The sequence below is a fragment of the Streptomyces sindenensis genome, assembly GCF_014649035.1.
Classification (GTDB): Bacteria; Actinomycetota; Actinomycetes; order Streptomycetales; family Streptomycetaceae; genus Streptomyces; species Streptomyces sindenensis.
Genome location: NZ_BMSG01000023.1, coordinates 18,973 through 31,319, shown reverse-complemented (window position 1 = coordinate 31,319; position 12,347 = coordinate 18,973). Strand labels below are relative to the sequence as shown.

Here is a 12,347-nt window from a genome sequence, read left to right as displayed (position 1 = left end):
GCCGGCTCCCCACCCCGGGAGGAAACCCCGGGTGAGGAACCAGGGTGAGAAAACGGTGAGAAGCGGCACGATCGGGAACGGGCGGAGCGGGCCCGCTCGTCCCTCCAGCGGGATGAACAAGACCATCAGGCGCGCTTCGGCCTTCTGCCTGCTCATGGTGCTCGCCCTGCTGGTGCGGGCGACCTGGGTGCAGGGCTACGGGGCCAAGGCGCTCGCAGACGACGAGCACAACCGGCGGAACACGATCGCGCGGTACGCGCAGCCGCTCGGAGACATCATCGTGGCCGGTTCGCCGGTCACCGGATCGAAGGGGACCAGTGGTGGCGACCTCCGGTACAAGCGCACGTACACCCAGGGCGAGCTGTACGCGGCTGTCACCGGCTACAGCTCGCAGGCGTACGGGGCGACCCAGCTCGAAGGCATCCACGGCGACGTCCTGGACGGCACGGACGACCGGCTGAAGAACCCGAAGGACCTGATCACCGGCGGGCAGGCGAAGCCGGGCAACGTCCTCACCACCATCGACCCGGGTGTCCAGAGGGCGGCGTACGAGGCGCTCGGCGACGACAAGGGCGCGGCGGTGGCGATCGACCCGGCGACCGGCCGGATCCTCGGCATGGTCTCGACCCCCTCGTACGACCCCTCGAAGATCAGCGGGACGACGGACGGCGACACCTGGCGGAAGCTGCTGGACGATCCGGACAAGCCGCTGGTCAACCGGGCGCTGCGGCAGCCGCTGGCGCCGGGCTCCACGTTCAAGCTGGTGGTCGCGGCGGCGGCGCTGGAGAACGGGCTGTACGGCTCGGTCGACGAGGCCACCGACAGCCCCGACCCGTACACCCTGCCCGGCACCAGCACGGTCCTGCGCAACGAGAACGCGTCCGCCCCCTGCGAGAACGCGACGCTGCGCACCGCCCTCCAGTACTCCTGCAACAACGTCTTCGCCAAGGTGGCGGCCGATCTCGGCCAGGACAAGGTCAAGGAGACGGCGGACGCGTTCGGGTTCGACACCGAGAAGCTGGACGTGCCGGTGCGGGCGGCGCGGAGCGTGTATCCGACCGGCATGGACAAGGCGCAGACGGCGCTGACGGGCATCGGCCAGTTCGAGGTCACCGCGACCCCGCTCCAGATGGCGATGGTCACCTCGGCGCTGGCCAACGGCGGTGAGCTGGCGGCGCCGCACATGGTGTCCTCGGTGACCGACGGGGACGGCACGGTGCTGGAGGAGACCGAGGACGGCGACACGAAGCGCGTGGTGGCGGAGAAGACCGCCGAGCAGCTCCGCAGCGCGATGGTGACCGTGGTCGAGGAGGGCACCGGCACCAACGCGAAGATCGCCGGGGCCGAGGTCGGCGGGAAGACCGGCACCGCGCAGAACGGCGTGGACAACAGCAACACCCCGTACGCCTGGTTCACCTCGTACGCGAAGGACGAGCGCAGCGGCAAGGAGGTCGCGGTCGCGGTGCTCGTCGAGGACTCCGGCTCGGCGCGCGCCGAGGTCAGCGGCAACGGACTGGCCGCACCGATCGCGCAGAAGATGATGAAGGCGGCGCTGGAGAGGTGAGCCCGTGGGCGAGCACCCGCCCACGGCGAGGGCGGGGCGGGCCGGGCCCGTGCCCGCGACGGGCGGGATCTGTACTCCCAGTGGCTGCACACCGCACGGAGGACGTTGGAGGACACGCCTAAGGCATCCGCCCGATGCCGCCGAACGGCCTTATTCCCCACCATGAGCCGCACACGGCGCGGATGCGCGGCGCGGAGCGCGGAGCGGAGAGGACGGCGGCGGCATGGGCGGCGGTTCGGCGGTGGGGAGGGTCCTGCGGGACCGGACGGCGGGGCGCTGTCTCGCGGGGGTGGTCGTCTCCGGATTCGGTACATCGGCGATGTGGCTCACGGCGGGCATCTGGGTCAAGTCGCTGACCGGGTCGAACAGTCTGGCGGCGCTCACGGTGTTCGCCCTGTGGGCCCCGGTACTGGCCGGCCCGGCGCTCGGCGCGCTCGCGGACCGGATGGACCGGAAGGTGCTGCTGGTCCGGGGCAATCTGGTGATGGCCTGCCTGCTTCTCCCGCTGGTACCGGTGGACTCGGGCAGCGCCGTCTGGCTGGTCTTCGCGGTGCTGGTGCTCCACGGGGCGGGCGGCGTCGTGCTGGACGCGGCGGAGTCGGCACTCGTCGCGGGGGCCGTGCCCGCCTCGCTGCGGGCGGATTTCAACGGGCTGCGGATGACGGCCAACGAGGGCATGAAGCTGGTCGCCCCGCTGGCGGGCGCGGGGCTGTACGTCCGCTTCGGCGGCCCGGCCGTGGCGCTGCTGGCGGCGACGACCTGCGCGCTGGCCGCCCTGGTCTTCGCCCGGCTGCCGGCGGGAAGTCCGCTTCGGGACCCGGCCCCGGCGGGTTCCCGGCGTGATGAACTCGCCGCCGGGCTGCGGCGGATTGGCGCCTCGCCCGTGCTGCGCCCCCTGGTGGCGGCGGGGGCGGCCACGATGCTGCTGGCGGGCGTGAACGGGGCCGTGACCTTCGCGTACGTCGACGAGGTGCTCGGCCGGGCCCCGGCGTACGCGGGCGTGCTGTACGCGGTGCAGGGCGCGGGGTCGGTGGCGGTGGGCCTGCTGGCGGGCCCGCTGCTGCGCCGGCTGCCCGAGCGGGTGTTCGCGGCGGGCGGGATCGCGTTGTTCGCGCTGAGGGTCGGGGCGCGGGCGGTGGCGTCGGACGCGGTGGCGCTGGGGGCCAGCGCGGTGATCGGGTTCGGTCTGCCGTGTGTGCTGGTCGCGGCGGCGACGGCGGTGCAGCGGGAGACGCCGGACGCGGTGCTGGGGCGTACGGCGGCGACGGCGGGCTCACTGATGACGGCGCCCAACGCGGTGGCCCTGGCCCTGGGGGCGGGGCTGGTCGCGGTGGCGGATGTGCGGGTGCTGACGGCGTCGGCCGGGGCCGCTGGAGTGCTGGCCGCGGTGGCGCTGGCGGCGGGCGCGCGACGCCGAGGGGCGCACGTGTGAGGTGCGGGGGCCCGTCACCCCAGCCGTGAGAGTGCCGCCGCGACCGCCTCCAGGTCCGGGCCGGAGGCCAGTCCCGCGTGGTACAGGCGCAGTTGGTCAGCGCCGAGCGAGGCGACGTGGGCCGCGTCGCGCTCCAGGGTGCGGGGGCTGCCGCCCATCCCGGTGACGATCCCGAAGTTGGCGGCGCGCACTCCGCCGCGTCCGGCGAACGGCCCGAGAACCGCCTCCCGTACGGTGTCGGCCCCGGTGCAGGGCAGCACCACCCCGTCGGCCACCGCGAGGATGTGGTCCGGTTCGACGCCGACGTTGGCCCCCGTGCGGTACGGCACGGGGTCGGCGTGCAGCAGCACCTGGAAGCCGGGCGGGGCCGCCGCCCGTACGGCCGCGACGGCCGCTTCCTGGAACGCGCGGGCCACCCGGCCGCGCCGGCGCAGGGTGGCGTCCGCGGACGTCGGCCCGAGCAGCCGCGCGATGCCGTCGCGGCCGGACTCCGGGGAGCCGCCGCCGGACCAGGCCGGCTCCAGGGCCCGGCGTACGGCGGCGGACAGCGCCTCCGGGTCGACGCCCTCCTCCTCGTACCCCTCGCGGCACACCGCGCAGAAGCACAGCGACATCAGATACTGCGCCGCGTCGCCGAGACCGACGCCCGCGACCTTGTCGTGGGCGTGGAGATGGGCGAAGCCGTACCAGCCGCAGGACTCCAGTTCGGTGCCGCGCGCGCCGGGCCGGACTGCGGCCTCCGCCGCGAGGTCCACGAGGTAGGCGCGCACGGCGGGGCGGGCGATGCAGGGCGCCCAGGGGTAGCGGTCTCCGTAGGCGTTGACCACCGAGGTGTCCGGGTGTTCCGCGCCGAGCCGGGAACTGTGCGCGAGGACCACCCAGCTGTGCACTTCCAGGCCCGCGGCGGCCAGCGCCTCGGCGGCCTCCCCGTACGGATCGTCGCCGGGCATCCAGCTCTGGCGGTACGGGGCGAGGGGCCGGCCCGCCCAGCGGTCCGGGTCCGGCGGGTAGAGGACGGCGGCGTGCTCGGCGGTCACGATGCGGTGGGCGGGGTGGCGGGGGGTCAGGGCCCGGGTGGAGTGGTAGGCGGAGGCCAGGGTGACCTGCCGGACGCCGAGGCCGGCGATCCGGTCGGCGGCGTCCGGGTCCCCGACGACGTCCCAGGGATAGAGGAAGACGCCCGCCTTCACGCCGGGCCTCCCGAAGTGACGTGCCCCTCAGCGACGTGCCCCTCAGCGGCACGTCCCCCGGCGGAGCGCCCTTGAGCGGAGCCCGCTTGACCGGAGCGCCCTTGACCGGCGTGCTCCTCCAGCACGGTGCGACCGCCGGCGATGATCTCGATGAGGTCCTTGACGTGCGCGGCGGACGGTTCGGTGAGGGGGGTGCGGACTGCGCCGACGTCCAGGCCCTGAAGCCGGACCCCGGCCTTGACCAGGGAGACGGCGTATCCGCGCCCCTTCGCGCGCAGTTCGGCGAGCGGTCGGTAGAAGTGGTCGAGCAGCGCGTCGGCCAGGGCGTCGTCGCCGGAGTCCAGGGCCCGGTGGAAGGCGAGCGCGAGGTCGGGGGCGAACGCGAAGACGGCGGAGGAGTAGAGGGTGATCCCGATGCCCCGGTAGGCGAGGCCGGTGAGCTCGGCGGTGGGCAGCCCGTTGAAGTAGAGGAAGTCGCCGTCGGGCCGGTGGGTGCGGACCGCGCTGACGATGCGCTGCATGAGGTCGAGGTCGCCGAGCCCGTCCTTGAGCCCGGCGACGCCGGGCGTGCGGGCGAGCGCGACGACGGTTTCCGGGGTGAAGACGGCGTTGTCCCGCTGGTAGACGATCGTCTCCAGGCCGGTGGCCGCCGCGAGGGCCGCGTAGTGGCGGAGCAGCCCGTCCTGGTCGGCGACGACGAGGTAGGGCGGCATGGCGAGGAGCCCGTCGGCTCCGGCCTCCTCGGCGGCCCGCGCGTACTGGACGGCGAGGGCCGTGCCGTAACCGGCTCCGGCGACGACGGGGACCCGTCCGGCCGTCTCCTCGACGGCGGCGGCGACCGCGAGACGGAACTCCCCGAGGGTCAGCGCATGGAACTCGCCCGTGCCGCAGCAGGCGAAGACCGCGGCGGCTCCGGCGTCGATCCCGGCCCGCACATGGGCGCGGAAGACGTCGAGGTCGACGGTGCCGTCCGGTCCGAACGCGGTCACGGGGAAGAAGAGCGGCCCGGCGACTCCGCGGAGCCGGGCGGCGAGGGGGGCTGAGGTCACGGGCGCTCCCTGAACAGATACAGGCGTGCATAATCCTGATCGACGTCCATATTTATGAACAACGTCACGCTAAGCCAGTCTGCGTCGACGGGTCAAGGCGGACGCAGGCTCTTGACGCCGCCGATCACTCCTCCCTAGCTTGTCCACGCATGTGAACGCGGCCCAGCTCATGGCCGACCAGGGCGAGCTGGATCCGGACAACCCGGCGCACGCCTGCGTGGGCGGCCCCTTCGTGACGGACCCGCCGGTCTGGCCGCACTGAGCCTCTCGGGGCGGCGGCGGGAACAGCGGGCGCAAGGCCGGGACGACGGAAATCCGGACGACGCGGGGGCGTCCGGACGGGCAGGATACGGCCATGCCGAGACCTTCCGGATTCCAGTACGAACAGCAGGGCGACCAGAGCGTCACCATCACCCACCACGGCAGGCCCGCGGGCACGCTGCGCGGCGGCCGGGCGGAGAAGTTCCTGGCCGAGGTGGCGTCGGGCGACGCGCAGCTGGTGATGGCGCGCTGGACGGGCGCGTACAAGCACGGCAACGAACGCACCGCCCGCAACCACCCGCGCAACCGCCGCTGAGGCGCTTCCGGGCCCCCTTTTGAGCACCTGGGGGACGGCCGAAAAGCATCCGGTGGAGAGAGGGAAAGGTAAGGGAACGGCAAAGCCGGGTCGTTCGTTACCCCGTGCATGACCGCAATGACCCCCGGCTCGAACATTCCCCTCTCCGTCGCCCGCGTGGCGGTGGACGTCGCCGCTCCGGTGCGGCTCGACGTCTCGGGCCTGCTGCTCACCGCCGACGGCAAGGTCCGTTCCGACGACGACTTCATCTTCTACAACCAGCCCTCGGGCCCCGGCGTGACCTACCGCGCCGGCGGGGGCTCGGCGCCCGACGCGATCGTGGTGGACACCACCGCCGTGCCGCCGGGCATCGAGAAGATCGTCGTCACCGCGAGCCCGGACGCCGCGGGCCAGACCTTCCAGGGCATCGAGCCCACCGCCACCGTGCGCAACGCGGACGACGGCAGCGCGATCGCCACCTTCACCCCGCCGCGGCTGGGCTCCGAGACGGCGCTCGTGGTCATCGAGGTCTACCTGCGCAACGGCGCCTGGAAGGCCCGCGCGGTCGGCCAGGGGTACGCGAACGGGCTGGCCGGCATCGCCACGGACTTCGGCGTCTCGGTCGAGGAGCCCGCGGCCCCGGTCGCGCCTCCGGTTCCGGCGGCCCCCGCCCCGGTCGCGCCCCAGCCCCCGGCCCCGGTCGCCGCCCCCGTCGACCCGAGGATCGCCCCGCCCGCCCCGGCCGCCCCGCCCGCTCCCCCGGCGGCACCCGCCGCGGGCTCCGGGAAGATCAACCTGGACAAGGGCCGGGTCAACCTCCAGAAGAACCAGACCGTGTCCCTCGTGAAGGGCGGCGCACCCCTGCTCTCGCGGGTCAGGATGGGCCTGGGCTGGGAGCCCGCGTTCCGCGGCAAGGACATCGACCTGGACGCCTCGGTGATCGCCTACGGCCCCAACCGCAACCACCTGGACAGCTGCTACTTCGGCAAGCTGACCATCCTCAACGGGGCGATCAGGCACTCCGGGGACAACCTCACCGGTGAGGGCGCGGGCGACGACGAGACGATCGTCGTGGACCTCGGCCGGATCCCCGCCGACGCGACGGGCCTGGTCTTCACGGTGAACTCGTTCACCGGGCAGAAGTTCAACGAGGTCGCCAAGGCCTACTGCCGGCTGATCGACGACGCCTCCGGCGAGGAGCTGGTCCGCTTCGACCTCACCGGCGCCGAGCCGCAGACCGGCGTGATGATGGCCAAGCTGATCAAGCAGTTCACCGGCGAGTGGGAGATGACCGCGATGGGCGAGTTCGTGAAGTCGCGCACCGTGCGGGGCATGGTGAAGCCCGCCGCCCAGGCCCTCTAGACGCGTCCGGGGCACCTGAACCGGCTGGGTTCAGGTGCCCCGGATACGGAGAAAGGCGGGCGTCTCAGAGCTTGGTGAGCTTGGAGTAGGGGCTCAGGATCCTTCCCTGTCGCCCCGAGAAGTCGATGAGGACCGCGTCATTGTCGCCCTCGACAGCGAGAATCCTGCCGAGTCCGAACTGGTCGTGCGACACCCTGTCGCCCACATCGAAGCATTCGACCGGTGGGGCCTCCTGGGCCGGGCGGTTGAAGGGACTGGACGGCAGGTGACGCCGGGAACCGGCTGACTGTTTCATCAAGTCGAGTATGCGCCCTGTGGAGGCGCGACGCCATGCCCGTCCGCCGCTCGACGCCCAGACGTACCGCATTCGTGACCCGCGCCGACCGGGGCCGGTCAGCGCTTTCCCCGGCCTCCAGCGGCAGAACGACGCGTCACGGGGCGCCGGAAAAGCACCCCGAACGTGTGGTGGCGCGACCGCCGGCAGCTGCTGTGCAGGAGCCGCGCTCAGCGGAAAAGCGATGCTCTCCCCGCCCTCAGCCCCCCGCGCGCGACCGGGCCTTGAACGCCGCCTTGCGGGCGTCCTTGGCGGCCTTCTTGTCGCTGTGCAGGCGGCCCATGGCCTCCAGGACATCGGCGGTGGCCGGGTGGTCGACGCGCCAGACCTCGTCGAAGAAGCCGCTGTGCTGGGCGGAGAGGCCCTCGATCAGGCCCTGGAGCTCGTCCAGCTCGCCGTCCGCGTCCAGGTGGGCGGCGATGGTGTCGATGGCCAGCCAGAAGATCATGTCCTCCGGCGGGGCGGGCACGTCGGCGGCGCCGCGCTCCGCGAGCCAGACGCGGGCGAGGCCGCCCAGTTCCCGGTCGCCGAGCACCGCGCGTACGGCGGGCTCCGCCTCCGGGCCGGCCAGGGCGAGGGCCTGCTGGCAGTGGAGGCGACGCAGCGGTCCGCCCTCGTCGGTGCCGCGCGCGGCGGCCAGCAGCTCGGCCGCCGCCGGCACGGCGCCGTCGGCGTAGCCCGCGAGCCAGAGCTTGACCTCGGCGCGGGCGGCGGACTCCGGGTAGCGGGCGATGCCGTCGAGGAGGGCGTCCGCGCCCTTGCCCGCGAGGTCGCCGACGGCGGGGGCGTCCACCCCGGCCTCCAGCATCCGGGCCCGGACGCCGTACAGGCCGAGCGGGGTGAGCTTGACCATGCCGTACCGGGTGACGTCGTCCTCGTCGCCCGCGACGGCGTCGACCGGCGCCTCGCCCTCCTCGACCATCAGCGCCTCGTCGACCGGCCGGTACTCGACGATCCCGATGGGTTCGAGGAGCCGGAACTGGTCGTCGAGGCGCATCATGGCCTCCGACACCTGCTCCAGGATGTCGTCGGTGGGCTCGCCCATGTCGTCGGGGACGATCATCGACGCGGCGAGGGCGGGCAGCGGGACCGGTCCTTCACCCGCGCCGTTGTCCGCGAGGGTGAGCAGGTAGAGGTTGCCGAGGACGCCGTCGAGGAATTCCGCCTCGGCCTCCGGGTCCCAGTCCAGGGCGTCGAAGTCGATCGAACCGTCCTCGCCGACGAGGTCCGTGAAGTCGTCCAGGACGGGCGCGGTGGCGTCGGCGTGCACGGCGTCCAGGCCGTCGAGCCAGATGGACAGGACGTCCTGCGGGGAGCCGCCGGTGAGCAGGGCCAGGTTCTCGCCGGCGGAGACGGTCCCCTCGGCGTCCTCCTCCTCGGGGTCGGTGACGTCGAGGAGGCCGGTGTCCACGGCGAGCCGCCAGGCCTCGCTGGCGTACGCGGCACCGTCGTCGTCGGCCGCGAGCCCGAGGTGCTCGGCGGCCGCGGGCAGTTGCGCCTCGACGAGTTCGCCGCCGGCGCCGACCCGGGTGCCGGCGCCGGCCCACCGGGCGAGCCTGACGGCCCGGACGAACAGCGGAGCGGCGAGCGCGTCCCGTGCCAGTTCGGCCTCGGAGTTGAGCCGCACCGGCGGCAGGGAGGGGCGCTCTGCGGACATCGGGGATTCTCCTCGGTGCGTGCTCGGGGGCGTACGGAGTGCGTACGCGGTTCAGCCGCCCAAGCCTAGACGCAATTCACCGCATGCCGCCCACGGCTTCGGCCGCTTGCCCCCTCGCTTTCCCCTCATGCCGCCCACGGCTTCGGCCACGCGCCCTCCCCTCACGCGCCCGCGCCCGGTTCCATGCTGAGCGAGGGGGTGTAGCGGTGCACGCCGCCGCCGGTCATGCCCGGGTACTTCTGGACGCGTTCCCAGAGCGGAGAGGGGGATCCGACGCCCTCGCCGGGTGCGGCGAGAGCCGCGATGTGGTGCTCGGCGCTCTCCCACTCGGCGTAGTTGAGGACCCGGGTGCCGTCGGTGCCGACATGGAAGTGCGCGGCGATGCCGCCGGCGGGCAGGCTCTCCTCCTCGCCGAGCGCCTCGAACACGCTGTCCACCCAGTCGCGTTGACGCGCCGCGTCGGGCCCGTCGAACTCGACGTCGACGATGACGACGCAGCCGGTCTCCCGGGTGTCACCCTCGGCCCGCGGCCCGGAGCGGTACAGCTCGTACGTGTGCAGCGCGAGCCGTTCGATACCGGGAACGGCCGCGTCGATCTCGGCGTTGCGGGCGTCGCGCCCCTCGCGCACGAAGTCCTGGTAGGCCTGTTCGCCGGTCCACTGGGAGTAGTGCAGCAGGGTCGCGCCGTCCTCCCCGGTGTGGACGCTGTAGGAGAGCAGCCCGGGATGCGGCCACTCCCGGCTCCCCCAGACCTCCCGGATCGCGTCGACGGCCTCCTGCTGCCGCTGCGGTGTCCCGACGTTCCAGGTGCTGGCCTTGGCGATCTGGGCGTCGGCGCGGGCCGGGTCGGGGCGGTCGGTGAAGTGCGTGGTCATGGCGGCGTTCCCCTCTCGCGCGCACCGCTCGGTGCGCGTGACCACCACGTTCACACCTCAAGCTCGGTTGAGGTCAAGGCGGTTCCGCCGGATGTCGCCGGATGCGGCCGTACCGGCCGGATGTCGCCGGGTGCGGCCGTACCGCGTTCGCCCGGGGCGTGAGGGGCGCGGGGGCGATCCGCCGGCGGGCCCGCTCCCGGGCTGTGCCGTGATCGCCGGTGATCTCCCGGTGTCAGCCGCCGAGTTCGGTGCGCCAGGCCGTCGTGTTGAGTTCGTCCATCAGCCGGATGTCGTGGCCTTCCAGCGGGAAGACCCGCACCGGGAGGCCGGGGGCGGCCGAGATGGCCAGGGCGTCACCCTCGATGAGGTCGCCGCCCTCCGGTGTGGAGACCCAGGCGAGGATCGATTTCACGGTGAGGCCGGGGTCGAGGAGCAGCTTCTTCGGGCCCGGGTCGCTGCCGAAGTACGAGCCGTCCTCGTTGACCTTGACGGGGAGCGGGTTGCCGTCCTCGCCGAGGGCCTGGACCCAGGGGTAGCCGTCGACGGCGTAGGGCTTGCTGCCGCAGTTGGTGAGGGTGAGCACGACAGCCCGGTGCATCATGCCGGTCTCCACCGGGCCCATGTCCACCACGACCCCGGAAGCGGGGCACGTCCCGGGCGGGGCGGAGGTCGGGCCGGTCTGCGCGGGGGCGCCGTAGGCGGGCGCGTCGGCCCCCGGCGCGGGGGTCGGGGGCAGGGTCTCGGCGCGGACGATGCCTGGCCCGGACGCGGAGGCGGACGGGGTGGGGTCCGGCCGTTCGCCCTCGCCTGCCGGGACGAGGAAGCCGGAACAGCCGGTCAGTGCCGTCAGCGCGGCCGCCGTCAGGGCCACCCGGACCCGTCTCCGCACCCGGACCCGTACGCCATCACTCATGTCGCCCACCCCTCGCCGCGGCCGGTCGTCCGCGCGTTCGATCTTGTCAGAGGAACGGCAGCGGCCACCCCACTCTTCAGCAGCTCTTGCCGTTCACCACAAGGAGATCTAAGTGGACCTTTATGGTTCCGGGCGTCGAGACTTCCTCCATGACCACCACCCCGCCGCGCCCCTTCGGCCGCACGCTCTGCGCCATGATCACACCCTTCACCGCCAACGGCGCCCTGGACCCGGACGCCGCCCGCGCGCACGCCGCGCGCCTGGTGGCCGAGGGCTGCGACGGGATCGTCCTCAGCGGCACCACGGGCGAGTCCCCCACCACGACCGGCGCCGAGAAGTCCGCCCTGCTGCGTGCCGTGCGGGCCGAGGTCGGTGACGGGGTGCCGCTGCTCACCGGCGTCGGCGGCCCGGACACGGCGTCCGCCCTGCGCCTGGCCCGGGAGGCCGAGGAGGCGGGCGCGGACGGACTGCTGGTGGTGAGCCCGTACTACAGCCGCCCGCCCCAGGCCGCCGTCGAGGCGTACTTCCTGCGGGTGGCCGAGTCCACCGGTCTGCCGCTGATGCTGTACGACATCCCCGGCCGCACCGGCGTCCGGATCGAGCCGGAGACCCTGCTGCGGCTGGCGGACCACCCGCGGGTGGTTGCGGTGAAGGACTGCTCCTACGACCTGCTCGGCGCGACGAAGGTGCTGGCCCGCACCTCGCTGGCGTACTACTCGGGCAGCGAGGAACTGAACCTGCCGCTGTACGCGGTGGGCGGCGCGGGCTATGTCAGTACGGTCGCGAACGTGGCCCCGCGCCAGATGCGGGCGCCGCTGGACGCGTTCGACGCGGGCCGCACGGACGAGGCGGCCCGGCTCAACGGACTCACGGCCCGGCTCGTCGAGCTGATGATGGCGAGCGGGCTGCCCGGGACCGTCACGGCGAAGGCGCTCCTGGACGCGGGCCCGGTCCGGGAACCGCTGCAGCCCGCCGGGCGCGAGGCGGCCGACGGGCTGCGGAAGGCGTACGAGGAACTCCCCGCCGCCTGCTGATCCGGCCGACGGGCGAAGCAGCCTCTACGGTTGAGGCGTTTCCATCCTCTGCCTGATCAACTCAATGTCCCGCATGTCCTTTTCTCGACTTGAGAACAGCTTCCATTCCAGAACCCAAGAGAGCGGACAAAAAGGGATCCCGTCCACCATTTCCGCACAATCAATCATCTCATCTGGGTTCGGTGCCCCCGGCAGCCACCGGTCGAAGATCTCGATGTCACCATCGAACAGTGCCACCATCTGGCCGTGGCCCGATGGCGGCACCGTCGCATCGGCCATGCTCAGAGCGATCTTCCAGGCATCCGCACGCGCCACGATGTCGAGATCATTCACATCCCCTCTGAGACCATGCGCAAGCAAGGGGCCACTTCCGGCTACTAC

12 protein-coding genes and 1 pseudogene are annotated in these 12,347 nt (G+C 73.0%); 6 read left to right on the top strand and 7 right to left on the bottom strand.

Annotated features, from left to right (window positions below):
- The first annotated feature begins 112 nt into the window (after positions 1 to 112).
- Positions 113 to 1,564: a peptidoglycan D,D-transpeptidase FtsI family protein gene (locus tag IE145_RS23070; protein ID WP_189527359.1), complete on the top strand. Its 1,452-nt coding sequence runs from the start codon at positions 113 to 115 to the stop codon at positions 1,562 to 1,564.
- A 223-nt stretch (positions 1,565 to 1,787) separates the two neighbouring features.
- Entirely contained in the window at positions 1,788 to 2,996 is a 1,209-nt protein-coding gene (locus tag IE145_RS23065; RefSeq protein ID WP_189527358.1) for an MFS transporter, read from the top strand.
- A gap of 14 nt (positions 2,997 to 3,010) precedes the next feature.
- Here IE145_RS23065 and IE145_RS23060 read toward each other — a convergent pair whose 3' ends face one another.
- Both IE145_RS23060 and IE145_RS23055 read right to left on the bottom strand, forming a co-directional pair.
- Positions 3,011 to 4,186: a hypothetical protein gene (locus IE145_RS23060; RefSeq protein ID WP_189527357.1), complete on the bottom strand. Its 1,176-nt coding sequence runs from the start codon at positions 4,184 to 4,186 to the stop codon at positions 3,011 to 3,013.
- A complete protein-coding gene (locus tag IE145_RS23055) occupies positions 4,183 to 5,235 on the bottom strand; it encodes a 5-dehydro-4-deoxyglucarate dehydratase (protein WP_189527356.1) in 1,053 nt (350 codons plus the stop codon). The genes IE145_RS23060 and IE145_RS23055 overlap by 4 nt, the downstream gene beginning before the upstream one ends.
- A gap of 157 nt (positions 5,236 to 5,392) precedes the next feature.
- Between IE145_RS23055 and IE145_RS23050 the strand changes: the two are divergent.
- The 3 genes and pseudogenes from IE145_RS23050 to IE145_RS23040 form a co-directional block, all read left to right on the top strand.
- Positions 5,393 to 5,497 (top strand): annotated as a pseudogene (locus IE145_RS23050) (NAD-dependent epimerase/dehydratase family protein); the annotation flags it as partial.
- 93 nt (positions 5,498 to 5,590) lie between these two features.
- Positions 5,591 to 5,812 (top strand): hypothetical protein, encoded by a 222-nt coding sequence (locus IE145_RS23045; protein WP_088574017.1) that lies wholly within the window; start codon positions 5,591 to 5,593, stop codon positions 5,810 to 5,812.
- Positions 5,813 to 5,920: 108 nt separating this feature from the next.
- Positions 5,921 to 7,153: a TerD family protein gene (locus tag IE145_RS23040; protein WP_189527355.1), complete on the top strand. Its 1,233-nt coding sequence runs from the start codon at positions 5,921 to 5,923 to the stop codon at positions 7,151 to 7,153.
- 64 nt (positions 7,154 to 7,217) lie between these two features.
- On the opposite strand, the gene IE145_RS23035 is transcribed toward IE145_RS23040, so the two are convergent.
- The 4 genes from IE145_RS23035 to IE145_RS23020 all read right to left on the bottom strand — a co-directional run bounded on the left by IE145_RS23035 (position 7,218) and on the right by IE145_RS23020 (position 10,932).
- Positions 7,218 to 7,448 (bottom strand): hypothetical protein, encoded by a 231-nt coding sequence (locus IE145_RS23035; protein ID WP_003969918.1) that lies wholly within the window; start codon positions 7,446 to 7,448, stop codon positions 7,218 to 7,220.
- Positions 7,449 to 7,686: 238 nt separating this feature from the next.
- Positions 7,687 to 9,144 carry a hypothetical protein gene (locus IE145_RS23030; protein ID WP_189527354.1) on the bottom strand — a complete coding sequence of 486 codons (1,458 nt, stop codon included), beginning with the start codon at positions 9,142 to 9,144 and terminating at the stop codon, positions 7,687 to 7,689.
- A 161-nt stretch (positions 9,145 to 9,305) separates the two neighbouring features.
- On the bottom strand, positions 9,306 to 10,019 hold the full coding sequence (locus IE145_RS23025; RefSeq protein ID WP_189527353.1) for an antibiotic biosynthesis monooxygenase: 714 nt from the start codon (positions 10,017 to 10,019) through the stop codon (positions 9,306 to 9,308).
- A 232-nt stretch (positions 10,020 to 10,251) separates the two neighbouring features.
- A complete protein-coding gene (locus tag IE145_RS23020) occupies positions 10,252 to 10,932 on the bottom strand; it encodes a DUF4232 domain-containing protein (protein WP_189527352.1) in 681 nt (226 codons plus the stop codon).
- 149 nt (positions 10,933 to 11,081) lie between these two features.
- Between IE145_RS23020 and dapA the strand changes: the two genes are divergently transcribed.
- Positions 11,082 to 11,966, top strand: a complete 885-nt coding sequence (dapA, locus tag IE145_RS23015; protein ID WP_189527351.1) for a 4-hydroxy-tetrahydrodipicolinate synthase — start codon at positions 11,082 to 11,084, stop codon at positions 11,964 to 11,966.
- 24 nt (positions 11,967 to 11,990) lie between these two features.
- Here dapA and IE145_RS23010 read toward each other — a convergent pair whose 3' ends face one another.
- On the bottom strand, positions 11,991 to 12,299 hold the full coding sequence (locus IE145_RS23010; RefSeq protein ID WP_189527350.1) for a hypothetical protein: 309 nt from the start codon (positions 12,297 to 12,299) through the stop codon (positions 11,991 to 11,993).
- Positions 12,300 to 12,347 lie beyond the last annotated feature (48 nt).